At 66.3% G+C, this 23,406-nt stretch carries 21 protein-coding genes and 1 pseudogene; 11 read left to right on the top strand and 11 right to left on the bottom strand.

The genetic code is table 11. The annotated features are described in order from the left end of the window. From trxB to EB75_RS29935, 4 genes and pseudogenes are all read left to right on the top strand, one after another. Entirely contained in the window at window positions 1-939 is a 939-nt protein-coding gene (gene trxB / locus EB75_RS09125) for a thioredoxin-disulfide reductase (RefSeq protein WP_142239509.1), read from the top strand. Window positions 940-975: 36 nt separating this feature from the next. Then, on the top strand, window positions 976-1,308 hold the full coding sequence (gene trxA / locus EB75_RS28750) for a thioredoxin (RefSeq protein ID WP_142239508.1): 333 nt from the start codon (window positions 976-978) through the stop codon (window positions 1,306-1,308). A gap of 158 nt (window positions 1,309-1,466) precedes the next feature. Continuing rightward, the gene (locus EB75_RS09120) at window positions 1,467-2,660 is read left to right on the top strand and encodes an N-acetylmuramoyl-L-alanine amidase (RefSeq protein WP_073695105.1); all 1,194 of its coding nucleotides are present in this window, start codon (window positions 1,467-1,469) and stop codon (window positions 2,658-2,660) included. A 114-nt stretch (window positions 2,661-2,774) separates the two neighbouring features. Then, a pseudogene (locus tag EB75_RS29935) lies at window positions 2,775-3,164 on the top strand (AAA family ATPase); the annotation flags it as partial. On the opposite strand, the gene EB75_RS09110 reads toward EB75_RS29935, so the two are convergent. Continuing rightward, complete coding sequence (locus EB75_RS09110) at window positions 3,136-6,558, bottom strand: LuxR family transcriptional regulator (RefSeq protein WP_073695103.1); 3,423 nt, start codon at window positions 6,556-6,558, stop codon at window positions 3,136-3,138. The pseudogene EB75_RS29935 and the gene EB75_RS09110 sit on opposite strands and share 29 nt — an antisense overlap. Window positions 6,559-6,735: 177 nt before the next feature. Here EB75_RS09110 and EB75_RS09105 point away from each other — a divergent pair, with 177 nt between their 5' ends. After that, on the top strand, window positions 6,736-7,236 hold the full coding sequence (locus EB75_RS09105) for a nitroreductase/quinone reductase family protein (RefSeq protein ID WP_073695102.1): 501 nt from the start codon (window positions 6,736-6,738) through the stop codon (window positions 7,234-7,236). A 45-nt stretch (window positions 7,237-7,281) separates the two neighbouring features. Here EB75_RS09105 and pip read toward each other — a convergent pair whose 3' ends face one another. The 10 genes from pip to rpmH form a co-directional block, all read right to left on the bottom strand. After that, window positions 7,282-8,238, bottom strand: a complete 957-nt coding sequence (gene pip, locus EB75_RS09100; protein WP_073695101.1) for a prolyl aminopeptidase — start codon at window positions 8,236-8,238, stop codon at window positions 7,282-7,284. Window positions 8,239-8,313: 75 nt separating this feature from the next. After that, on the bottom strand, window positions 8,314-9,066 hold the full coding sequence (locus EB75_RS09095) for an acetyltransferase (protein WP_073695100.1): 753 nt from the start codon (window positions 9,064-9,066) through the stop codon (window positions 8,314-8,316). Window positions 9,067-9,297: 231 nt separating this feature from the next. Beyond that, window positions 9,298-10,323 (bottom strand): ParB/RepB/Spo0J family partition protein, encoded by a 1,026-nt coding sequence (locus tag EB75_RS09090; RefSeq protein WP_073695099.1) that lies wholly within the window; start codon window positions 10,321-10,323, stop codon window positions 9,298-9,300. Window positions 10,324-10,325: 2 nt separating this feature from the next. Further along, the gene (locus tag EB75_RS09085; protein WP_286150134.1) at window positions 10,326-11,294 is read right to left on the bottom strand and encodes a ParA family protein; all 969 of its coding nucleotides are present in this window, start codon (window positions 11,292-11,294) and stop codon (window positions 10,326-10,328) included. A 23-nt stretch (window positions 11,295-11,317) separates the two neighbouring features. Further along, window positions 11,318-12,001, bottom strand: a complete 684-nt coding sequence (gene rsmG, locus EB75_RS09080; protein WP_073695097.1) for a 16S rRNA (guanine(527)-N(7))-methyltransferase RsmG — start codon at window positions 11,999-12,001, stop codon at window positions 11,318-11,320. Window positions 12,002-12,067: 66 nt separating this feature from the next. Further along, window positions 12,068-12,622 carry a Jag family protein gene (locus EB75_RS09075; RefSeq protein ID WP_073695096.1) on the bottom strand — a complete coding sequence of 185 codons (555 nt, stop codon included), beginning with the start codon at window positions 12,620-12,622 and terminating at the stop codon, window positions 12,068-12,070. Window positions 12,623-12,680: 58 nt separating this feature from the next. Continuing rightward, a complete protein-coding gene (gene yidC / locus EB75_RS09070) occupies window positions 12,681-13,691 on the bottom strand; it encodes a membrane protein insertase YidC (RefSeq protein ID WP_502689350.1) in 1,011 nt (336 codons plus the stop codon). A gap of 43 nt (window positions 13,692-13,734) precedes the next feature. Next, entirely contained in the window at window positions 13,735-14,010 is a 276-nt protein-coding gene (yidD, locus tag EB75_RS09065; protein ID WP_073695094.1) for a membrane protein insertion efficiency factor YidD, read from the bottom strand. Further along, on the bottom strand, window positions 14,007-14,384 hold the full coding sequence (gene rnpA, locus EB75_RS09060) for a ribonuclease P protein component (protein ID WP_073695093.1): 378 nt from the start codon (window positions 14,382-14,384) through the stop codon (window positions 14,007-14,009). Before rnpA ends, yidD begins: the two co-directional genes overlap by 4 nt. 21 nt (window positions 14,385-14,405) lie before the next feature. Continuing rightward, entirely contained in the window at window positions 14,406-14,549 is a 144-nt protein-coding gene (gene rpmH / locus EB75_RS09055) for a 50S ribosomal protein L34 (RefSeq protein ID WP_073695092.1), read from the bottom strand. 605 nt (window positions 14,550-15,154) lie between these two features. Here rpmH and dnaA point away from each other — a divergent pair. From dnaA to gyrB, 6 genes are all read left to right on the top strand, one after another. After that, a complete protein-coding gene (gene dnaA / locus EB75_RS09050) occupies window positions 15,155-16,624 on the top strand; it encodes a chromosomal replication initiator protein DnaA (RefSeq protein WP_073695091.1) in 1,470 nt (489 codons plus the stop codon). A 628-nt stretch (window positions 16,625-17,252) separates the two neighbouring features. After that, complete coding sequence (dnaN, locus tag EB75_RS09045) at window positions 17,253-18,443, top strand: DNA polymerase III subunit beta (RefSeq protein ID WP_061006386.1); 1,191 nt, start codon at window positions 17,253-17,255, stop codon at window positions 18,441-18,443. Between the two features lie 28 nt (window positions 18,444-18,471). Continuing rightward, window positions 18,472-19,365 (top strand): phosphogluconate dehydrogenase (NAD(+)-dependent, decarboxylating), encoded by an 894-nt coding sequence (gnd, locus tag EB75_RS09040; protein WP_073695090.1) that lies wholly within the window; start codon window positions 18,472-18,474, stop codon window positions 19,363-19,365. 1 nt (window position 19,366) lies between these two features. Next, complete coding sequence (recF, locus tag EB75_RS09035; protein WP_073695089.1) at window positions 19,367-20,530, top strand: DNA replication/repair protein RecF; 1,164 nt, start codon at window positions 19,367-19,369, stop codon at window positions 20,528-20,530. Window positions 20,531-20,586: 56 nt separating this feature from the next. Further along, on the top strand, window positions 20,587-21,135 hold the full coding sequence (locus EB75_RS09030) for a DUF721 family protein (protein ID WP_073695088.1): 549 nt from the start codon (window positions 20,587-20,589) through the stop codon (window positions 21,133-21,135). Between the two features lie 218 nt (window positions 21,136-21,353). Continuing rightward, a complete protein-coding gene (gene gyrB, locus EB75_RS09025; protein WP_073695087.1) occupies window positions 21,354-23,381 on the top strand; it encodes a DNA topoisomerase (ATP-hydrolyzing) subunit B in 2,028 nt (675 codons plus the stop codon). The last annotated feature ends 25 nt before the right edge of the window (window positions 23,382-23,406 follow it).

Raw genomic sequence — 23,406 nt, 5'->3', positions numbered from 1 at the left:
ATGACCACCCCAGACACCGTGCACGACGTGATCATCATCGGCTCCGGGCCGGCCGGCTACACCGCTGCGGTGTACACGGCCCGCGCCCAGCTCAAGCCGCTGGTTTTCGAAGGTGTCCAGTTCGGCGGCGCGCTGATGACCACCACCGAGGTGGAGAATTACCCGGGCTTCAAGGAGGGCATCACCGGCCCCGAGCTCATGGAGGAGATGCGCGAGCAGGCGCTGCGGTTCGGTGCCGACCTGCGCATGGAGGACGTCGAGGCGGTGTCGCTCGACGGCCCCATCAAGACCGTCACGGTCGACGGCGAGACCCACCAGGCCCGCGCCGTCATCCTCGCGATGGGCGCCGCCGCCCGTCACCTCGGCGTCCCGGGTGAGCAGGAGCTGATCGGCCAGGGCGTCAGCACCTGCGCCACCTGCGACGGTTTCTTCTTCCGTGACCAGGACATCGCCGTCATCGGCGGCGGTGACTCCGCGATGGAAGAGGCGACCTTCCTCACGCGCTTCGCCCGTTCGGTGACGCTGATCCACCGCCGCGAGGAGTTCCGCGCGTCGCGGATCATGCTCGAACGCGCCCAGGCCAACGAGAAGATCACCTTCGTCACCAACACCGAAGTTGTTGCGGTGGAAGGCGATTCGAAGGTCAGCGGGCTGCTGCTGCGTAACACCGTCACCGGTGAGGAGAGCAAGCTGCCCGTCACCGGAGTGTTCGTGGCCATCGGTCACGACCCGCGCTCGGAGCTGGTGCGCGGCCTCGTCGACCTCGATGACGAGGGCTACGTGCAGGTGCAGGGTCGCACCACCAACACCTCGCTCGACGGTGTGTTCGCCGCCGGCGACCTGGTCGACCACACCTACCGGCAGGCCATCACGGCGGCCGGCAGCGGCTGTGCGGCGGCCATCGACGCCGAGCGCTGGCTCGCCGAGCACCACAGCTGATCGTCTTTCACAGAGTTCACCCGAGAGGAGCAGTACATGAGCGAGGGCAGCGCAACGCAGACCGTCACCGACGGTTCGTTCGACAGCGACGTCATCAAGAGCGCCACCCCGGTGCTGGTCGACTTCTGGGCGACCTGGTGCGGACCGTGCAAGATGATCGCCCCAGTTCTCGAGGAAATCGCCGGTGAGAAGGCCGGGGCGCTCACCGTCGCGAAGCTCGACGTCGACGCCAACCCCGAGACCGCCCGCGCGTTCAACGTCGTCTCGATTCCGACCCTGATCCTGTTCAAGGACGGCGAGCCGGTGAAGCGCATCGTCGGGGCCAAGGGCAAGGCGGCCCTGCTGCGCGAGATCGCCGACGACCTCTGATCGCCATCAGCGGCTGCGCACCCGCCGGATTCGGCGGAGCGCACCGCTGCTGCCTGTGAAGTTGCGGATTCCGGCGGGGCGTCTGCGACAATGGGACTCGGCGTCCCGCCAGTGCGCAGCTGTCCGCCCGCCTGGCGTCCGTGATTGAAAGGCCAGGAATGTCGATACTGCGTCGCGGTGACCGGGGAGGTTCGGTCACCGAGATTCGGGCCGCACTGGCCGCCCTGGGACTGCTGGACAGTCCCGACGCGGATCTCACCACCGGCAAGCACGTCGCGCTCGATCTGTTCGATGAGGACCTGGACCAGGCCGTGCGGGCCTTCCAACAGCAGCGTGGGCTGCTCGTCGACGGCACCGTCGGTGAGGCCACCTACCGCGCGCTGAAAGAGGCCTCGTACCGGCTCGGGGCGCGGACCCTGTCGCACCAGTTCGGTGCCCCCATGTACGGCGACGACGTCGCCACCCTGCAGGCGCGCCTGCAGGATCTCGGTTTCTACACCGGTCTCGTCGATGGTCACTTCGGCTTGCAGACTCACAACGGCCTGATGTCCTACCAACGCGAGTACGGCATGTTCCCGGACGGCATCTGCGGACCGGAGACGCTGCGCTCGCTGTACTTCCTGGGTTCCCGCGTCACCGGTGGTTCACCGCATGCGATCCGCGAAGAGGAACTCGTGCGGCGCAGCGGCCCCCGCCTGACCGGAAAGCGGATCATCATCGATCCGGGCCGCGGCGGCGACGACCGCGGGCTCATCATGACCAGCCGGTCCGGCCCGGTCAGCGAGGCCGACGTGCTCTGGGATCTCGCCAGCCGCCTCGAAGGCCGCATGACGGCCATCGGCATGGACACCTTCCTGTCCCGACCGGTCAGTGGCAGCCCGTCGGACGCCGAGCGCGCCGCGACGGCCAACGCGGTCGGCGCCGATCTGATGATCAGCCTGCGGTGCGCCAGCCTGCCCAGCCCGGCAGCCAACGGTGTCGCTTCGTTCTACTTCGGTAACTCGCACGGCTCGGTGTCCACCATCGGCCGCAATCTCGCCGACTTCATTCAGCGGGAAGTCGTGGCGCGTAGCGGTTTCCGCGACTGCCGTACGCACGGCCGCACCTGGGACCTGCTGCGGCTGACCCGGATGCCCACCGTCCAGGTCGACATCGGTTACGTCAGCAGCCCGCACGACCGCGAGCTGCTGACCTCCCCCGGTCACCGCGACTCCATCGCTGAAGGCATCCTGGCCGCCGTCAAGCGGCTGTACCTGCTGGGCAAGAACGACCGTCCCACAGGCACTTTCACCTTCGCCGAACTGCTGGCCCACGAGATGTCCGTGGAACAGGCCGGCCAGGCCGGGGCTTAAGCCCTTCTCCTGTAAGGCTTTCCGCCACGAGCGTGCGATGAGAGCGTGAAAATCTGTTGCGGGACGCGCTGATGGCACATCCGGCGCCGACTTGGCCTGGCCGAATCAGTTCGCATGAGTCGTAACGCTGCGGTTCTCGTCACGGGCATGTCCGGCGTCGGCAAGTCGACGGCGCTGGCCGGCCTTGCTCAACGGGGCTATGCCACCGTCGACACCGACGACGGTCCGTGGATCGAAGTCATCGACGGCGAGCCGCTCTGGCGAGAGCCGCTCATCGACGCGCTGCTCAACCAGCGGCGCGAACGGCCCTTGTTCGTTCAGGGCACTGTCGCCAATCAATGGCACTTCTACGCCCGGTTCGATGCCGTCGTACTCCTCACCGCCCCAATCGATGTCGTGTTGGACCGAGTCCAGCGTCGCACGAACAATCCGTTCGGCAAGACCGCGGAAGAGCGGGCGCGGATCCTGGCCGACATCAAAGAGATCGAGCCATTACTGCGGCGGTCGGCCACGCACGAGATCGATACGACCCGGCCGCTGCAGCAGGTCGTCGAGGAACTGGTCGGGATCGCCGAGGCGGCGATCGACCGACGTGCGGTGATCCCCGCCGTGCCGCCTCCTGGATCAGCTGGACTCGGGAGCTGAGTCCCAGCTTGTTGTAGACGTGCGTGAGGTGCGTCTGCACCGTCCGGGGTGAGACGAACAGCCGCGCGGCAATGTCCTTGTTGCCCAAGCCATCACAGGTCAGTTTCACGACGTCCCGCTCGGCGGGTGTCAGCGAGTCCCAACCGCTCGCCGGGCGCTTGCGCTCCCCCCGCCCGCGTTGGGCGTACGCGATCGCCTCCGCCGCGGACAGCCCCGCCCCATCTGCCCACGCGGCGGCGAACTCCGTCTCCCCCATGGCTTCTCGCCTGGCCGCCACCGACGCCTCATAGCCCGCCTGGTGTACCCGGAAGCGGACTGCGCCCAGTTGTCCCCGGATCATGTCCGCGGCGCCGTAGAGGCGGGCTGCCTCGCGGTGATCACCGGACAGTGCCGCCAGGCATTCGAAGATGTCCGGAATTCCGGCCGCGGCGCCAACTTCGACAGCGAGGGCGAGCGCGGCATGAGCGTCACGTGACGCTTGATCGGGTTGGTCCTGGGCCATTGCCACGCGGGCCCTCGTGGTCAATGCGAGCATCAGATGCCAGCCGGTGTTGCCGGCAACACCGGCGTCGACCAACCGGCGCGCCTCGACGAGATCACCACCGGCGAGTGATGCCTCTGCGATCCGCACGAGCGTGGTGACCGCGGTGGCCGGCTGGACGCTGAGGGACCGCTGTGCCAATTGACCCGATTCCCGGGCGGCAGTGACATCACCGGCCGCCAGTGCCGCGATGGCCAGTGTCGAGTAGCCGAGGCCGAGGATGAAGTCACCGAACTCGGCACCCACGGCGAGTGCAGCCTCTGCCGCCGAACGCGCTTCGGCGGCTTCGCCCTGAAACGCCAGTGCGAATCCGAGACCTTGCAGACCCGCGATCGTCCAGATCGGATCGTGCGCCTCCTTGGCGTCCGCGACGCCGATGCGAAACTGCGCGACCGCCTCGGTGAGGTTGCCTTGCATCAACAGCGCCCAACCGAGGTTCTGCCGCCAGTCACGCCAACTCGCCCCGTCACCGAGGGCCTCCGCGATTTGGCGCACTTCTTCGGCGGATGCGAGCGACGTGGCCGGGTCGCCCGCTACGGCGGCCGCCTGGGCCTGCCAGAGCAAGATGTGGCGCAGCATCCATTGGTCACCCAACGCGCGCGCCAGGGCGACCGCCTCGGTGATGTACGGCCGAGCCGCCCCGGGGATCTCCGCGTTACCCGCGATGAATCCGCGTGTCGTCAGCGTCCTGGTGAGGATGGTGGGGTCGCCCACCCCGCGCGCAATCGCGAGCGCCTGTTGCGCCTCTTCCCTGTTGGGCATTCCCGCCCACGCACCGAGCATGGCCTTGTCGGTCAGGGCCCGCGCATGGATGGCCGGCATGGTCTCGAGAACGGGCGCGCAGGGCTCACTCAGGACGCACCCGAACCACGCGAGTCCTTCACGCATGCGGCCGCCGTTGAGCCACAGCGGTTGCAGCGACGACGCGATGGTCGCGGCGACGCCGATGTCAGAGTTCTCGTGACTCCACTGGAACGCTGCCCGCACATTGTCGATGTCGCGGTCGATGTCGTCGAATCGCCGCTGCTTCCCCCACAGACTCCACGGGGTATCGAGTTCGCTCGCCAGCGCCGCGTAGTGGTCTCGGTGCCACGTCCGGATGTCGTCCCCTTCTCCGGACTCCCCCAGCTTCTCGAGTGCGTACTGGCGCACGGTCTCCAACAACCGATACCGGGTGGAGCCACCCGCGTTCTCGGCGACGATCAACGACTTGTCGAGGAGCAGGCTCAGCTGATCGAGCACTTGATACCGCTCCGCGACGTCCGCCGCAGCCACCGCCTGGGCGGCCTCCAGATCGAAGCCACCATGGAACACCGCGAGCCGGCGGAACAGCACGCGTTCGGGTTCACTCAGCAGTGCGTGCGACCAATCCACCGAAGCCCGCAACGTCTGCTGCCGGCGTACCGCCGTTCGGGAGCTTCCCGTCAACAGCCGGAAGCGGTCATGGAGGCTGTCCCGGATCTCGAACAGCGTCAACGCCCGCACCCGGGCCGCTGCGAACTCGATCGCCAACGGCATGCCGTCAAGCCGTTGACAGATCTGGGCCACGGTCGCGGCGTTGTCCTCGGTGACGGTGAAGTCGGCACGGGCGAGGCGAGCACGGTCGGCGAACAGTTCGACTGCCTCATCGGTGAGCGACAGCGAGGGCACCTGCCACACCACCTCGCCCGGCACGCCCAGCGGTTCCCGGCTCGTGGCGAGAATCGTGACAGCTGGTGCTGCGCCGAGCAGAGCGGTGACCAATCCGGCACTCGCGTCGAGGACGTGCTCGCAGTTGTCGACCACCAAGAGGAGCCGACGGCCGCGCACGAACCGCAACAGCGTGTCGATGGTGGAGCGGCCGGGTTGGTCGGGCAGTCCGAGCGCGCGGGCCGCGGTGGCGGGCACAGCGTCGGGATTGGTGAGCGGTGCCAGGTCGACGTACCAGACGCCGTCGCTGTAGTCGCCGACCACCGTCGCAGCGACATGGACCGCCAATCTCGTCTTGCCCGCGCCGCCGGCTCCGGTGAGGGTGACGAGCCGATTGGTCGCCAGGGCGTCGCTCAGGTTCGTGGTCTCGACGCGGCGACCGATGAACGTCGTCAGCTGAACGGGCAGTCCGTGTGCGACGGCGAAGCCCGGCGTGCGCAACGGCGGGAAGTCGTTCCGGAGATCGGGGTGGCACAGCTGCATCACGCGTTCGGGCCGCGGGAGGTCCCGCATCACATGCGTGCCGAGGTCCGTCAACGACGTTCCCGCCGGAAGCTGATCCTCGGTCAGTGCCGCCGTCACTGCCGACAGCAGTGTCTGACCGCCGTGGCCGAGATCCCGGAGCCGCGCCGTCCGGTTGATGGTCGGGCCGATGTAGTTTCCGGCGTCCCGCATGCGCACCTCGCCAGTGTGGATGCCGATGCGCAACCGGATCGGCGCCAGCGGTGCCCGCTGCAGATCCACCGCGCACGCGACGGCATCCGATGCACAGCCGAAGGCGATGACGAAGCTGTCGCCCTCCCCCTGCTCGACCGGCCGAACCCCGGCGTGGGCGATGAGGGCGTCGGCCACGGTCTCATCGAGTCGAGCGATGGCGGCGGCCATCTCGTCGGGTTGCGTCTCCCAGAGGCGCGTGGAGCCTTCGACGTCAGCCAACAGCAGCGTCACTGTTCCGGTCGGAAGCTCGCTCACGGCCACGTCGCTCCAGTCAGCCAATGGGATACCCGCACGCAGTTCGCTCATGCTAATCAGCGTGCGGCTTCGATGGATCACAAACATCAGCGCAGACGCGTAGCCGGTACGCCGTCTGCCCCGTAGTGCGCCTACGCCTCTGGCGTCCAGGGTTACGCGTCCGCGCCGATGGTTTCTCGCCCGGCCGCTCGCAGACTCATCTGACCACCCCATCGATCAGGAGCCACCATGTCACTGCACTACGTCGACCCGCACCGACCCCACGGCTACCGGTACACCGCACTGATGAACTTCGGTCGCTCGCGGCCGGGGCAGTTCTTCGCTCGGCACGTTTCGTTTCATGTGGACCCGTGGTTGTATCGGACAACCGGTGGCCGATACCCGCGGGTCCTCGGAGGCACCGTCACTGCGCCGTTGGCAAGCACGGGTGCCAAGTCGGGCCGCCCACGCGTGTGCCAACTCGCCTATTTCCACGACGGGCCCGACGTGATCGTGCTGGCCTCCAACTCCGCCAAACCGACCAATCCGGGGTGGTACCACAACTTGAAGAACAACCCCGATTGCGCCCTGGGCGACGAAGAATTCCGGGCCACAGAGGTGACCGATGCCGACGAGTACACGCGTCTCTACGCGCTCGCCGAGCGGGTCTACGCCGGGTACGGCGACTACCGCGTACAGGCCGCGAAGGCCGGGCGACGCATCCCGATCCTTCGGCTCACGCCGCATTGAAAACAGCCCCGCGGCGGCCGATGTTTCACGTGGAACCTCACCCTGTCAGCCCGCCGGGGTGAACCGCGCGACGGCCTCCGTGATCGCCGCCGCCATCGCCGCGCTGCCGGTGTGCCCCGAGTCCTCGATGATCCGCAGCTCCGCGTCGGGCCATGCCTGCGCCAGTTCCCACGCCGTCCGAACGGGCGCGGAGAGGTCGAGCCGGCCATGGATCAGGACACCCGGAATGCCGTCCAGCCGGTATGCATCCCGCAGCAGTTGACCGTCTTCGAGCCACGCCGCGTGCGCGAAGTAGTGGGTACAGATCCGGACGAAGGCCAGTCGTGCGGCATCGATCTTCTCCGAGTATTGACCGGGCTTCCCCGACGCCTCGTGGGCGATCGCGGCGTCCTCCCACGCGCACCAGTCCGCGGCTGCCTGCTCCCGCACCGCGGCATCAGGGTGCTCCATCAGTTGCCGATACGCCTCGACGAGATTGCCGTCCCGATGCGCCTGGGGCACGCCGGCCCGGAACCGCTCCCACTCCCCCGGGCGGACGAGCCGCAGCCCTCGATACAGCCAGTCGACTTCCTGCGGACGCGTCATCGTCACGCCGATCAGCACGATGCCCAGCACGCGCTCCGGGTGCCGCTGCGCGTAGGCGAGGATCAACGTGGATGCCCAGGAGCCGCCGTACAACAGCCACCGGTCGATCCCCAGATGCCGCCGCAGCGCCTCCATATCGGCCAGCAGATGCTCCGTCCTATTGCACGACATGTCGGTCGACGGATCGGCGGCGCTCGGCACGCTGTCGCCGCAGCCGCGTTGATCGAAGGCCACAATGCGGAAGAGGTCCGGGTCGAACTGCTTGTGCGCGGTGCGGGAGCGGCCGGCACCTGGACCGCCGTGGACGATGAGGACAGGGCGCCCGGCCGGGTTGCCTCGGGTCTCCCAGTACATCCTGTTGCCGTCGCCGACATAGAGCAGGCCGGAGTTATCCGGATTCGGCGGCAGCTCCCCCATGGCCGCGAGAGTACGGGAAAGCCGCTGTTTCACGTGGAACCAACCGACCAACGCGGTCGGCCCATACCTACCGACTCAGCGCTGCGGCGTCCACAGCACCGCGCTGGAGACCGCGCCGACGGGCTGCTGCAGCTGCGCGCTGTCGAGCAGTCGCTCGAGTGCCGCCTCGACATCTGCCTTCCAGCCGAGTCCCTGCTCCAGTTCCAACCGCAGCCGCGGGAAGTACGGATGCGGGGCGACGATCTCGAAGCCGTTGTCCTGAAGGAAGTCGGCTTCGATGACGCACTGCTCGACGGCGCACTCCCCGAACGCCTCGACCGTCGCCGCCAATTCTGCCGGACAGCCCTGCGGGCCCGCGATCTGCGCGACCTCGGCGGTACGCCCGAACGCCTCCAACGCACGCACACCACGACGAACCAGATCGGCGACGACGGCCGCGATGAGATGGCGCGGCAGCGCATCCCCTTCCTCGCTGGAATCGACGCCAATGGATGTCAGCAGAACCGCGTCGGGACTGACCGGCCCCGTGGGAAAGCGCGCCGCCCGGGGCACCGCGCGCGGCGGTGCATAGAACGCGTAGCCCAGACAGGGCGCGTCGTCATTGGGGTCCTCGGCACGGTCCGGATCGCACCCGACCGCGAGCTGTCCGCACGATCCCCACTCGAGCATGACCATCGACAGCCATGCTTCCTTCTCGAATTCTGGGTCACTGAGATGGTCACTGTCACCGAGCGCCGACGGATCGACTTCCCAGAACACGCAACGCCGCGCATGCTTCGGCAGCCGCTCGAACGATTCGAGACGCAGCGGCGTGATTCGTGATGTCACCAGACTCCCGTCGTCCGCCCGATCGGATCAGGCTGCCTTTCCAGGATAAGAGAAGCCGGCGCCGCCGACCCGATTTGTTCAGTCGGGATCGACGGCGGCCGAACGATGAACTGTTCCACGTGAAACATCGCGGTTCCCTCCCCGCCCAACGCACCCCGAAAATGTCACCGTCACAGTGACGTAACTGGCCCTAGGGCTGGGTCACGCCCTCGCAGACCCAAAAATGGCCAGTTAGCCCTGCTCTGTCTTCATCAGTTCGACGATGCGCTGAAGGTCGTCGACCGAGCCGAACTCGACGACGATCTTGCCTTTGCGCTTACCCAGGCTCACGGTCACCTTGGTGTCGAACGCCGTCGACAGCTGCTCGGCCACATCCTGCAGCCCGGGCATCTGGATCGGCTTGCGCTTCGGGGCCGGCGCCGGCTTGTCACCGTCGCGGTTGGCCAGGGTGACCGCCTCTTCCGTGGCACGCACCGACAGTCCCTCAGCGACGATCCGGGCCGCGAGCTCTTCCTGCTTCTCCGCTCCCCCTTCGAGAGCGAGCAGCGCACGGGCGTGGCCCGCCGACAGCACGCCGGCCGCCACCCGACGCTGCACCGCGATGGGCAGCTTCAGCAGCCGGATCATGTTGGTGATCACGGGGCGCGACCGGCCGATGCGCGTCGCCAGTTCCTCGTGGGTGACGTCGAACTCTTCCAGCAGCTGCTGGTACGCCGATGCCTCTTCCAGTGGATTGAGCTGGACGCGGTGGATGTTCTCGAGCAGGGCGTCGCGCAGCATGTTGTCGTCGGCGGTCTCGCGGACGATCGCCGGGATGGCGGCCAGGCCCGCTTCTTGCGAGGCACGCCACCGGCGCTCGCCCATGATCAGCTGGTAGCGGTGCGGACCGGAGGGCTGGCTCAGCTCACGGACGACGATGGGCTGCATGAGCCCGAACTCGCGGATCGAGTGCACCAGTTCGGCGAGCGCGTCCGCGTCGAAGACGCTGCGCGGCTGGCGCGGGTTCGGCTGGATGGCCGACGGTTCGATCTCGCGGTACACCGCCCCAATGGCCTCGGCTTCTGCCCTGGCCGCCGCGGCCGACTCTGCGGCCGCCGCCCCGTTGATCGGCGCGATCGGACCGCCACCGATCAACACGTCGGCGGCCGCGGACCCCATCCGCAGCGAAGTGTCCTGCTGCCCATCCTCGGGAGCACCGGTCGGGATGAGCGCCGCCAGCCCCCGACCGAGTCCGCTGCGCTTCTTGGGCTGCGACATCGTTACTTCCTCACTCCCGGCTCGCCGCGCTGGGCGAGTTCACGGCTGGCGTCCAAATAGCTCATTGCTCCACGTGATCCCGGGTCGTAATCCAGGATCGTCATGCCGTATCCCGGCGCCTCGGAAACCTTGACGCTGCGTGGGATGACGGTCCGCAAAACCTTATCGCCAAAGTGGTCTCGAACGTCCATCGCCACCTGATCGGCGAGTTTGGTGCGTCCGTCGTACATGGTGAGGACGACGGTGGTCACGTCCAGTTGGGGATTGAGGTGGGCCTTGACCATCTCGATGTTGCGCAGCAGCTGACCCACGCCCTCCAGGGCGTAGTACTCGCACTGGATCGGGATGAGGACTTCCGGTGCCGCCACGAGCGCGTTGATGGTCAGCAGACCCAGCGACGGCGGGCAGTCGATGAAGACGTAGTCGAAGTTGTGGTCCTTCAGTGTGGCGAGCGCGTTCCGCAGCCGGGTTTCACGTGCCACCATGCTGACCAACTCGATCTCGGCGCCGGCCAGGTCGATGGTCGCCGGGACGCAGTACAGGCGCTCGTTGTGCGGGCTGCGCTGCAACGCGCTCTCGAGCGTGATCTCCCCGATCAACACCTCGTACGACGACGCGGTGCCCGGTCGGTGTTCGATACCCAACGCGGTGCTGGCGTTGCCCTGGGGATCCAGGTCGATGACCAGAACGTTGAGTCCCTGCAGCGCGAGCGCCGCCGCCATGTTGACCGCGGTGGTGGTCTTACCGACGCCACCCTTCTGGTTCGCGATGGTGAACACCCGCTGATGCTGCGGGCGCGGCAGCTGCTGGCCCTTGGCTCCGTGAATGATCTGGACAGCGCGTTCGGCTTCCGCCCCGATCGGCGTATCCATCGTCACGCTTGTAGTCCACGTTTCACGTGAAACATCGGCATCGCTTGCTGCCTTTCCTGATGTGGCGGCCGGGCCGGCCGCTTCCGAAGCCCGGGACATGTTGCCCTCCCCCGTCGACGACGTCATCGCCGGTTCTTGGCCGGACGGCCGGTTCCCGCGCGCTTGGCTCCGCGCTTCGCCACGACCACGGTTGCGGGCGGAGTCAAATAGTTCACGCCACATTTCACCACCCTTACGTCCACAGCACCGAGTGAGTTGAGTACCCGACGGTGTTCGACGATCTCATCGGCCGCGCGCTCCCCCTTGAGGGCGAGCATCCGGCCGTCCACCTTCAACAGCGGCAGGCACCACTTGGCGAGCTTGTCCAGGGCTGCCACCGCACGCGACGTGACGACGTCGAGCTCGCCGGCTTCCGCGCGGACCGTCCGCTCCTCGGCACGACCGCGGATCACCGTCACGTCGATCCCCAGCTCGTCGACGACTTCGCGGAGGAAGTCCGCGCGACGCAACAGCGGCTCGATCAGCACCACGTGAACGTCGGGCCGGGCGAGCGCCAACGGGATGCCCGGGAGGCCTGCTCCACTGCCGATATCGCCGATTCGTTCGCCGCTGGAGACCAACTCACCTATCGCAGCACAATTCATCACGTGACGGTCCCACAACCGGCCGACTTCGGATGGTCCGATCAGTCCGCGTTCGATTCCGTCGCCCGCAAGAATCTCGGCATAGCGCTGCGCCAGTTCGGCTCGCTCGCCGAAAACGTCGACGGCGGCGGCCGGTGGGGATGGGGCTTCACCATGTTTCACGTGAAACAGCCTCCGCTTTCCCCGCCAGCTCGCCGCCGACGAACAACATCGATGTAATTAAGGTGCTCAATCAGGCAGGACGACCACCCGGCGAGACGGCTCGACGCCCTCGCTCTCGCTGTGGACGCCGTCCACCGCCGCCACGGCGTCGTGCACGATCTTGCGCTCGAACGGCGTCATCGGCGACAGCTCTTCGCGCTCACCCGATGCGAGCACCCGCTCGGCCACCTTCTGGCCCAGGGCCGCAAGCTCATCGCGACGCTGACGCCGCCAGCGCGCGATGTCCAGCATCAGCCGGCTACGCTCGCCGGTCTTCTGGTGCACGGCCAGGCGGGTCAGTTCCTGGAGCGCGTCCAGCACCTCACCCTTGCGGCCCACCAGCTTGGTCAGATCGTTGCCGCCGTCGATGCTGACGACCGCGCGGTCGCCTTCGACGTCCAGATCGATGTCACCATCGAAGTCCAGCAGATCGAGGAGCTCCTCGAGGTAGTCACCGGCGATCTCGCCTTCGGCAACCAGGCGCTCTTCCAGATCGTCACTCTTGCTTGCAGGAGCGGCCGCAGCCGACGTCGGGGCCTCGGGCGTTTCCGTGGCGTCCGCCTGCGTTTCTGTGTCTGTCATATCCCTGCCTTCTCCCTCTTGCACCGGCCGTCGCTCAGGGTCTTTACCCTCTGACCGGTCAACGCTTCTTCTTGTTGGGCTTGGCGCCCGGGGCCGGCTTCGACCCTGCGGAATCGGACTCCGTGCCGCCGAGCTCGGTACCCGTCTGTTCGACGTCAGTGCCCGGGCCGGCCGCGGCCGCCGGCGGATTGCCCTTCTTCGATCGGTTCGGCTTCACACCGGGGGCGGGCGCGTTCGCGGAACGGCGCGCGATGGCCTGTTCCTTCTCCTCGGCCTCACGCTTCTCGATGCGGTTGAACACCACGTGCTGCTGGCCGTAGGTCCAGATGTTGTTCGCCACCCAGTACATGAGGATGGCGATGGGCAGGAACGGCCCTGACACCACGACACCCAACGGGAACACGTAGAGCGCCAGCTTGTTCATCAGCGCCGTCTGCGGGTTGCCGGCGGCTTCGGGGCTCTGCCGGGCCACCGAGGCCCGGCTGTTCATGTGGGTCGCGATACCCGAGATGATCATCAGCGGAATGCCGACCAGGATGACCGACATGCGGTCGAAGTGCGCGAACGCCTTCAGGCTCTCACCGGTCTGAATCATGGTGGCGCCCAACGGCGCACCGAACAGATCGGTGTTCAGGAAGTGGCTGACGTCGGTGGCGCTGAAGAAATAGTTGCCGATCGACCGGTTCTGCTCGATGGACAGCGCCTGGGCACCGATGCCCATGCCGGCGCCCTCAGTCCGGTTGAACGACCGCAGAACGTGGAACAGGCCCAGGAACACCGGAATCTGCGCCAGCATCGGCAGACAGCCCAGGAGCGGGTTGAATCCGTGCTCGCTCTGCAGCTTCTGCATCTCGAGTGCGAGCCGCTGGCGGTCCTTGCCGTACTTCTTCTGCAGTTCCTTGATCTGGGGCTGCAGTTCCTGCATCTGCCGGGTGGTCTCGATCTGGCGGACGAACGGCTTGTACAGCAGGGCGCGGAGGGTGAAGACCAGGAACATCACCGACAGGCCCCAGGCGAAGAAGTTCTCCGCCCCGAGGATCGCGCCGAAAAGCTTGTACCAGAGCCACATGATCCCCGAGACCGGGTAATAGATGTAGTCCAGACTGAACCAGTTAAAAGACAAGCGAATCGCTCCTTGACTGCGCGGCCGTTGCCGCGGACCGTCTTTCGGGGATGGGGTCCCATCCCCCGTGATGCCACGGGCCACACTTGGCCAGCCGAACTGTCGTCAACCAACAACCACGGAACAGTCCGTGCTCGGTCAGCGCCTCGACGGCGTATTGACTACAGGTGGGGCTGAACCGGCAGCTGGGCAGGCGCATCGGGGACACCATGTTGCGGTAGAGCTCGATGAGAAAGATCAGCCCGCGGGCCAGCCGCCCGGTCATGGACGGGGTCCGGACTTCGCGTGCGCACGCTGGACCGCCACTCGCAGTTCGTCGTGCAACGTCGACGTTGCCGCGTCGCGACTGCCGGGAAGGGCCCGGATCACCAAGAGCTCACCGGTACGCAGCTCGGGCAGCAGGTCCCGACTGGCGTGGCGGAGCTGACGGGACACCCGATGCCGCTGAACGGCGTTACCGACCGATTTGCCTACGACGAGACCGACTTTCGGTGCATCCTCGGTGTTCGAGTCAGCGCCACCGGAAGCCCCGGGTGCCAGTGAATGCACCACGAGATCCCGCTGTGCCGCACGGACACCGCGGTTCACGGTGACTCGAAAGTCTGTCGAGCGCGTCATCCGGTTACGAGCCGGAAGCACGGTGCTTGATCCTGCGTCAGATCACGCAGTGAGAGAGCGACGGCCCTTGCCGCGACGAGCCGACACGATGGCGCGGCCGGCACGGGTCCGCATCCGCAGACGGAAGCCGTGCACACGAGCCCGACGGCGGTTGTTCGGCTGGAAAGTCCGCTTGCCCTTGGCCACGGCTGTATCTCCTCAACTATGTGACGCCCGCACCCGCCACCGACATGAACCAGTCATGCCGGAGGGCACGTCGTCGCTGGTAAGCTCGCGCATCTTGCTTGCTAGCCGGCGCGGTACCGGTTGATACCGGTCGCAGCCGTATCGCCACGTGTGGGCGACTGTTCGAGGGTACTGATCTGAATTCCCAGGGTCAAACCTCGCTCCCCCACGTCAGGAACCGTTACCGCTTCGTAGCGAGAAGCGCATCGTCTCGTGGGGCCGGTCACACGTGGGTTCGTCACAGTTGTCCCACTCGCCACGTGGCAAGCCGACACGCCCAAGAACCTCAAACCAATGTTGCCGAACGGTTGGCGGACGACAAGAAAACTTGTTAGCTTCTGCCAATGCCGTTGCACGACGGCGCCAGACAAAGAGCCAGAGAGGTCCCGACGCTACGAGCCCACAGACGTTCCTGTGACGAGCCTCAGCGCGCGGGCTTCCTGCATGCAAAACACGAGTACGACGACACTCTCCTACTTTGTCCACAGTCTGTGGATAACTATGTGGACAGATTGTCGTCGTTTTATTGAGCCACCGGTCAGGCGGCTCCGAGGGGGTAGTCGTCGTTGACCGCTAACCCCGGTGCATCGTTCACCGACATCTGGAAAAGCGTCGTTGCCGAGCTGAACGGTGACCTCGGCGGCACCACGACGCTCACCGCCCAGCAACGGGCCTGGTTGCGCATGGTGCAGCCGCTGGTGCTCACCGAGGGCTTCGCGTTGCTGTCGGTCCCGACCCAGTTCGTCCAGAACGAGATCGAACGCCACCTGCGCGAACCGATCATCGCCGCGCTGAGCCGTCATCTCGGACAGCGTGTTGACCTGGGCGTTCGCATCGCGGTCCCGGAAACCGACGACCGGCCGGCCCCGGCGGAGCCCGCTGAGACAGCCGAACCCGAACCGGTCACCGCCGCCGATGAGGTGGACGACGACGCCGAAGAGCTCACCACCGCGGAAGAGAGCTGGCCCCGGTACTTCAACCGGCCACCCGCCGATGAATCGGCCGACCTGAGCCTCAACCGGCGCTACACCTTCGACACCTTCGTCATCGGGGCGTCCAACCGGTTCGCGCACGCCGCGACACTGGCCATCGCCGAAGCTCCGGCCCGGGCCTACAACCCGCTGTTCATCTGGGGTGAATCCGGTCTGGGCAAGACGCACCTGCTGCACGCCGCGGGCAACTACGCGCAGAAACTGTTCCCGGGTATGCGCGTGAAGTACGTGTCCACCGAGCAGTTCACCAACGACTTCATCAACTCGCTGCGGGACGACCGCACCGCGTCGTTCAAACGCAGCTTCCGCGACATCGACGTCCTGCTGGTCGACGACATCCAGTTCATCGAAGGCAAGGAAAGTACTCAGGAGGAGTTCTTCCACACCTTCAATACGTTGCACAACGCGAACAAGCAGATCGTCATCTCGTCGGACCGGCCGCCGAAACAGCTTGCGACGCTGGAAGACCGGCTGCGGACCCGCTTCGAATGGGGTCTGATCACCGACGTTCAGCCGCCCGAGCTGGAGACGCGCATCGCGATCCTGCGCAAGAAGGCGCAGATGGATCGCCTGGACGTGCCGGACGACGTACTCGAACTCATCGCCAGCCGCATCGACCGCAACATCCGCGAGCTCGAGGGCGCGTTGATCCGCGTGACGGCGTTCGCATCGCTGAACAAGACGATGATCGACAAGTCGCTGGCCGAGATTGTGCTGCGAGATCTCATCGCCGACGCCGGCACCACGCAGATCAGTATCGCCACGATCATGGCGGCCACGGCCGAGTACTTCGAGACCACCGTGGAAGAGCTCCGCGGCCCCGGTAAGACCCGTGCCGTGGCGCTCTCCCGGCAGATCGCCATGTACCTGTGCCGGGAGCTCACGGACCTGTCACTGCCGCGGATCGGCCAGGCCTTCGGCCGCGACCACACCACAGTGATGTACGCCGAACGCAAGATCAAGAAGGAAATGGCTTCGCGGCGTGAGGTTTTCGATCACGTCAAGGAGCTCACCACCCGGATCCGGCAGCGTTCCAAGCACTGATTGCAGTTCTTCCGACACCGGCCCCCAGGCACTCACGCCTGCGGGCCGGTGTTGTTTTTCGGCACAAGCGTGCCCAACACCTCGGCTCGAATCCGACGAGATCCGGGCCGATTTTCGCGCCGGCGCACCTGTCTGCCAAAAAAATCTTTGGCATCACAAGCACCGTTTGTCACACGATTCGGCTGTGCACAGCGCTGTGTACTACATGGGACAAACCCTGGGATTTTGCTCAGAACAATCCACACGACCGGATCGCTCCACAAATACACGGATTGGATTAACGCCGCCTGCACAGACTGCTCACAGCCCGAGATCCCGCCGGCGAGCCCCCGACCAGCAACTCCGTGGATCCATCCACAGCGTGCACAACCCCTATTACTAATACCTTTAGATCCCTCTAGATCTTCTTCTAAAAGCAGGCCGTTGGGGAAACTCCCGGTGGACAACCGGATCCGGCGGGTTTCCGGGGGTCGTCACGCGCTGTCCGGCCTGATCGTTTAGCTTTCAACTTCACGCAGAACGCTCTACGGTGTTCTTCGATAGCCGGAACCAACGCCGAGGTGCGTTGTTCGCGCCTCACGGCGGGATCCGGCAGGCAAGCGTGGTGGGGTTACAGCGAAGGGACGCTATGGACGTGGCGACGACAGCCGGTCTGACCGATTTGAAGTTCCGTCTCGTTCGGGAAGACTTCGCCGACGCCGTGGCCTGGGTCGCCCGGATCCTGCCGTCCCGGCCGCTGAACCCGGTCCTGGCCGGTGTGCTGCTGACCGGCTCCGACGACGGCCTGACCATCTCCGGATACGACTACGAGGTGTCCGCCGAGGTTCGGGTTGCAGCTGAAATCGCTTCTCCCGGAAGCGTTTTGGTGTCGGGCAAGCTGCTCTCGGACATCACCCGCGCACTGCCGGCCAAGCCCGTCGAGCTGAGCGTCGAAGGCACCCGCGTGGCGCTGAGTTGCGGGAGCGCCCGCTTCTCCCTGCCGACCATGGCCGTCGAGGACTACCCGGCACTGCCCGCGCTGCCGGATGAGACCGGCATCGTGCCTGCCAACGTTTTCGCCGAGGCCATCGGTCAGGTGGCCGTCGCCGCCGGCCGCGACGACACCCTGCCGATGCTGACCGGTGTCCGCGTCGAGATCTCGGGCGAGAAGGTGGTCCTGGCGGCCACCGACCGCTTCCGTCTCGCGGTGCGCGAATTGACGTGGAATTCCGCGGTGCCGGATCTCGAAGCCGCCGTGCTGGTTCCGGCCAAGACCCTGGCCGAGTCGGCCAAGTCCGGCGCCGACGGCACCGAGGTGCACCTGTCGCTGGGTGCCGGCCAGGCCGTCGGCAAGGACGGCATGCTGGGTATCCGCAGCAACGGCAAGCGCACCACCACGCGCCTGCTCGACGCGGAATTCCCGAAATTCCGCCAGCTGCTGCCGGCCGAGCACACCGCGGTGGCCACCATCGGTGTCGCCGAACTCGCCGAGGCCATCAAGCGTGTCGCCCTGGTCGCCGATCGTGGTGCCCAGGTCCGGATGGAGTTCGCCGACGACATCCTGCGGCTGTCGGCCGGTGCCGACGACGTGGGCCGCGCCGAGGAAGACCTGCCCGTCGAGTTCTACGGCGAGCCGTTGACCATCGCGTTCAACCCCACCTACCTGACCGACGGTCTGGGTTCGCTGCATGCCGACCGCGTCACGTTCGGCTTCACCACCCCCAGCAAGCCTGCGGTGTTGCGGCCGGCCGGGGAGAATCAGTACTCGGGATCCGGACCGTTCCCCGCCGGGGACACCGACTACGTGTACTTGCTGATGCCGGTGCGCCTGCCGGGCTGACCGGAACCGAACAGCGGAGGAAGCACTGATGCAACTGGGGTTGATCGGCCTCGGAAAAATGGGCTTCAACATGCGCGAGCGTCTGCGCGGTGGCGGCCACGACGTCGTCGGGTACGACCCACGGCCCGAGGTGAGCGACGTCCCGTCACTCGCCAGCCTGGCCGAGCGGCTCGAGGCGCCGCGCGTGGTGTGGGTCATGGTGCCCTCGGGTGAGATCACCCGCGAGACCATCGAGGATCTCGCCGGGGTGCTCAGCGCCGGCGATCTGGTGATCGACGGCGGCAATTCCCGGTACACCGAAGATGGTGTGCACGCAAAACTGTTGGCGGACAAGGGAATCGGCTTCATCGACGCCGGCGTGTCCGGTGGTGTGTGGGGCCTGACCGAAGGTTATGGCCTGATGGTCGGTGGCAGCGACGACGACGTCGCGCGCGTCATGCCGATCTTCGAGACGCTGCGGCCCGAGGGAGATCTCGCCGACGGCTTCGTCCACGCCGGCCCCGTCGGTGCCGGACACTTCGCCAAGATGGTGCACAACGGCGTCGAGTACGCGTTGATGACGGCCTACGGCGAGGGGTACGAGATGCTGGCCGCCGAGCCGCTGATCAAGAGTCCGCAGGCGGTCTATCAGGCCTGGACCAACGGCACCGTCGTGCGGTCGTGGTTGCAGCAGCTACTGGCCAAGGCGCTCAAGGAAGATCCCGAGCTGGCCGACATCAGCGGCTACACCGAGGATTCCGGTGAAGGCCGGTGGACAGTCGAGGAGGCCATTCGGCTGCGGGTCCCGGTGCCCGGTATCGCGGCGTCGTTGTTCGCGCGGTTCCTGTCCCGGCAGGAGGACTCGCCGACCATGAAAGCCGTTGCGGCACTTCGTAATCAGTTCGGTGGACACGCCGTGCAGAGGGTCAGTAAGTCCGGCTAGGGTGTTTGTTCGACAACTCACTCTGACCGACTTTCGGTCCTGGCCCCGGCTCGACCTGGAACTGGCGCCGGGACGGACCGTCTTCGTCGGCCAGAACGGTTTCGGCAAGACCAATGTCGTTGAGGCCCTGTGGTATACCGCCACTCTGGGCTCTCACCGGGTCGCGTCCGACGCCCCCCTGATCCGGTCCGGCTGCGAACGCGCGGTGGTGTCCACCATCGTCGTCAACGAGGGCCGGGAACTGGCGGTGGATCTCGACATCACCGCAGGCCGGGCCAACAAGGCTCGGCTGAACCGCTCCCCCGTCCGCTCCGCCCGTGAAATTCTTGGCGCCCTGCGGGCGGTGTTGTTCGCACCCGAAGACTTGTCCTTGGTCCGCGGGGATCCCGGTGAGCGCCGGCGGTATCTCGACGAACTGGCGAGCACCCGTCGGCCCAGATTGGGCGGCGTCCGCGCCGATTACGAAAAAGTGGTCCGCCAGCGCACGGCGCTGTTGAAGTCCGCGGGCGCCAGTCGTTTTCGCGGTGCTGACGCAGGCGCGCTCGAGACGCTCGATGTCTGGGACGGTCATCTGGCCAGCCACGGCGCCGAACTGATCGCCGCGCGGGTCAACCTGATCAACGAACTGCATCCAGAGATCACCAAGGCCTACCACCTGCTGGCGCCGGCCTCACGGCCCGCGTCGGTCCGTTACCGCAGTTCCGTCGAGGCCGTCGAAGAACAAGCCGGTACCGGATCGGTCGACGTCGCGGCATACCAGAGCGCGTTGCTCGATGAACTCGCCCGCCGCCGGTCGGCGGAACTGGAGCGCGGCGTCTGCCTCGTCGGCCCGCACCGTGACGATCTCGAACTGCGCCTCGGCGACCAGCTCGCGAAAGGTTTTGCCAGCCACGGCGAATCGTGGTCCATGGCCCTGGCGTTGCGCCTGGGCGCGTACGAACTGCTGCGGACCGACGGCACCGACCCCGTGTTGCTCCTCGACGACGTGTTCGCCGAACTCGATTCGGCACGCCGGCGCGCGCTGGCCGACGTGGCACAATCGGCGGAGCAGGTTTTGGTCACCGCGGCGGTGCCCGACGACATTCCGCAGGACTGGGACGGCACCCGGATCAATGTGGTGATGCGTGACGACGAGGGCGGGCGGATTTCGGTGGTGGACGCATGAGCGACGCTTGCGGAGCGAATCAGCGACCGAGCAGCGAGGAACCGCAGAATTCCGACATGCCCGAAAGTGCTTTCCCGCCACCGCATCTGGCCCATCTCAAGGGCATGGATCTGGTGCGTCGCACGCTGGAGGAAGCCCGCGGCGCCGCCCGCAGCCAAGGAAAAGACGTCGGCCGCGGCCGTAACGCGCCCGTCTCGAAAGCCAAGCGCGGCGGTGGTCGGCGCACCTGGTCCGGCCCCGGGCCCGATCGTCGGGATCCCCAGTTGTTGGGGTCGGCGACCATGGACCTGGCCCGTAACCGGGGCTGGTCGGGCCGGATGGCCGAGGGATCGGTGTTCGGTCAGTGGTCGACGGTGGTCGGTGAGCAGATCGCGGAACATGCCTCCCCCACATCTCTGCGCGAGGGCATCCTGACGGTGACGGCGGAGTCCACGGCCTGGGCGACGCAGCTGCGGATGGTGCAGTCCCAGATTCTGGCGAAAATCGCGGCCGCCGTCGGCGACGGGATCGTCACGTCGCTCAAGATCGTCGGTCCGTCGGGCCCGACGTGGCAGAAGGGCCCGCGTAATTTCGGGGCCCGCGGGCCCCGCGACACTTTCGGCTGAGGCCGTTTTCCGGCGTCGCTCAGCGCGCCGATGCGTCTCAGATGACGCCCCTGGAGCGTCCGGACGCGACGTAACCCGAGAAATTCCCCGCACGGCGCGAACAGACGTGTCAAAACGCTGTCAGAAAGTCAGTGCCGCCCGGGCCTACCGGTAGACTGTCGACAGATCTGAGTGCGGTGTCCTCACCGCCCCGCGAACCCCAAGGAGACGCGTCCGACGTGGCTGCCCAAAAGAAGGATGCGCCGGCTGAGTACGGTGCCGATTCGATCAAGGTCCTCGAAGGTCTGGAAGCGGTCCGTAAACGTCCCGGTATGTACATCGGGTCCACCGGCGAGCGCGGCCTGCACCACCTCATCTGGGAAGTTGTGGACAACGCGGTCGACGAGGCCATGGCCGGTTTCGCGACCAAGGTCGACGTCCGCATTCTCGAGGACGGCGGTGTCCAGGTCACCGACGATGGCCGCGGCATCCCCGTCGCGATGCACGCCACCGGTATCCCGACCGTTGACGTCGTCATGACCGTGTTGCACGCCGGTGGAAAGTTCGAAGAGGGCGCCTACCAGGTCTCCGGTGGTCTGCACGGCGTCGGTGTCTCCGTGGTGAACGCGCTGTCGACCCGCCTCGAGGCCGACATTCACAAAGACGGCTTCGAGTGGCACCAGACCTACGACAAGTCGGTCCCCGGCACCCTGCGCAAGGGTGAGCCGTCCAAGAAGACCGGAACCACCATCCGGTTCTGGGCCGATCCGGACATTTTCGAGACCACGGTCTACGACTTCGAGACCATCGCCCGCCGGCTGCAGGAAATGGCGTTCCTCAACAAGGGCCTGACCATCGAGCTCACCGACGAGCGCGTCGCCCCGGCCGCGGTGGTCGACGAGGTGGTCAGCGATCACGCCGAAGCCCCGAAGTCTGCCGAGGAACAGGCCGCTGAGGCTGCCGCGCCGCACAAGGTCAAGCACCGCGTCTTCCATTACCCCGACGGTCTGGTCGACTTCGTCAAGCACATCAACCGCACCAAGAGCGCCATCCAGCAGAGCATCATCGACTTCGGTGGCAAGGGCGACGGCCACGAGGTCGAGATCGCCATGCAGTGGAACGCCGGATACTCCGAGTCGGTGCACACCTTCGCGAACACCATCAACACGCACGAGGGCGGTACGCACGAAGAAGGCTTCCGTGCGGCACTGACCACGGTGGTCAACAAGTACGCGCGCGACAAGAAGCTGCTGAAGGAGAAAGAAGCCAACCTCACCGGTGACGACATCCGTGAGGGTCTCGCGGCCGTCGTGTCGGTGAAGGTCCGTCAGCCGCAGTTCGAGGGCCAGACCAAGACCAAGCTCGGCAACACCGAGGTCAAGTCGTTCGTGCAGAAAATCTGCAATGAGCAGCTGACCCACTGGTTCGAGGCCAACCCCGCCGAAGCCAAAACGGTTGTCAACAAAGCGGTTTCGTCGGCGCAGGCGCGTGTCGCCGCGCGTAAGGCGCGGGAGTTGGTGCGGCGTAAGAGCGCGACCGACATCGGTGGCCTGCCAGGCAAGCTGGCCGACTGCCGCTCCACCGACCCGAGCAAGTCGGAACTGTATGTGGTGGAGGGCGATTCGGCCGGTGGCTCGGCCAAGAGTGGCCGCGACTCGATGTTCCAGGCGATCCTGCCGCTGCGCGGCAAGATCATCAACGTCGAGAAGGCCCGCATCGACCGCGTGCTGAAGAACAACGAGGTCCAGGCCATCATCACGGCCCTGGGCACCGGTATCCACGACGAATTCGACATCTCGAAGCTGCGCTATCACAAGATCGTGCTGATGGCCGACGCCGACGTCGACGGCCAGCACATCTCGACCCTGCTGCTGACGCTGTTGTTCCGCTTCATGAAGCCGCTGGTGGAAAACGGGCACATCTTCCTGGCGCAGCCGCCGCTGTACAAGCTGAAATGGCAACGCAGCGAACCGGAATTCGCGTATTCGGACCGGGAGCGCGACGGCCTGCTGGAAGCCGGCAAGAAGGCCGGCAAGCGCATCAACACCGACGACGGCATCCAGCGCTACAAGGGTCTGGGCGAGATGGACGCCAAGGAGCTGTGGGAGACCACCATGGATCCGTCGGTCCGGGTGCTCCGTCAGGTCACCCTCGACGACGCCGCCGCCGCCGACGAACTGTTCTCGATCCTGATGGGCGAGGACGTCGAAGCGCGCCGCAGCTTCATCACGCGGAACGCCAAAGATGTTCGCTTCCTTGACGTTTAGCGCTCGATAGCAAGACAGAAGAGAG

This window comes from Mycobacterium sp. ST-F2, from assembly GCF_001905655.1.
Taxonomy (GTDB): domain Bacteria; phylum Actinomycetota; class Actinomycetes; order Mycobacteriales; family Mycobacteriaceae; genus Mycobacterium.
The sequence above is the reverse complement of the archived record's forward strand: the minus strand, read 5'-3'. Positions and strand labels throughout refer to the sequence as shown.

What these genes read in the sequence shown, in the direction of transcription:
- yidC (WP_502689350.1), bottom strand. Translation starts at nt 13,691, where the DNA reads ATGTGGCTCTGGTACAAGCTTTTCGGCGCGATCCTCGGGGCGGAGAAC.
- yidD (WP_073695094.1), bottom strand. Translation starts at nt 14,010, where the DNA reads ATGACCGGGCGGCTGGCCCGCGGGCTGATCTTTCTCATCGAGCTCTAC.
- dnaN (WP_061006386.1), top strand. Translation starts at nt 17,253, where the DNA reads ATGGACGTGGCGACGACAGCCGGTCTGACCGATTTGAAGTTCCGTCTC.
- pip (WP_073695101.1), bottom strand. Translation starts at nt 8,238, where the DNA reads ATGGGGGAGCTGCCGCCGAATCCGGATAACTCCGGCCTGCTCTATGTC.
- EB75_RS09090 (WP_073695099.1), bottom strand. Translation starts at nt 10,323, where the DNA reads ATGTCGCAGCCCAAGAAGCGCAGCGGACTCGGTCGGGGGCTGGCGGCG.
- EB75_RS09110 (WP_073695103.1), bottom strand. Translation starts at nt 6,558, where the DNA reads ATGAGCGAACTGCGTGCGGGTATCCCATTGGCTGACTGGAGCGACGTG.
- trxA (WP_142239508.1), top strand. Translation starts at nt 976, where the DNA reads ATGAGCGAGGGCAGCGCAACGCAGACCGTCACCGACGGTTCGTTCGAC.
- gnd (WP_073695090.1), top strand. Translation starts at nt 18,472, where the DNA reads ATGCAACTGGGGTTGATCGGCCTCGGAAAAATGGGCTTCAACATGCGC.
- EB75_RS09085 (WP_286150134.1), bottom strand. Translation starts at nt 11,294, where the DNA reads ATGTCCCGGGCTTCGGAAGCGGCCGGCCCGGCCGCCACATCAGGAAAG.
- trxB (WP_142239509.1), top strand. Translation starts at nt 1, where the DNA reads ATGACCACCCCAGACACCGTGCACGACGTGATCATCATCGGCTCCGGG.
- EB75_RS09120 (WP_073695105.1), top strand. Translation starts at nt 1,467, where the DNA reads ATGTCGATACTGCGTCGCGGTGACCGGGGAGGTTCGGTCACCGAGATT.
- EB75_RS09105 (WP_073695102.1), top strand. Translation starts at nt 6,736, where the DNA reads ATGTCACTGCACTACGTCGACCCGCACCGACCCCACGGCTACCGGTAC.
- EB75_RS09075 (WP_073695096.1), bottom strand. Translation starts at nt 12,622, where the DNA reads ATGACAGACACAGAAACGCAGGCGGACGCCACGGAAACGCCCGAGGCC.
- EB75_RS09030 (WP_073695088.1), top strand. Translation starts at nt 20,587, where the DNA reads ATGCCCGAAAGTGCTTTCCCGCCACCGCATCTGGCCCATCTCAAGGGC.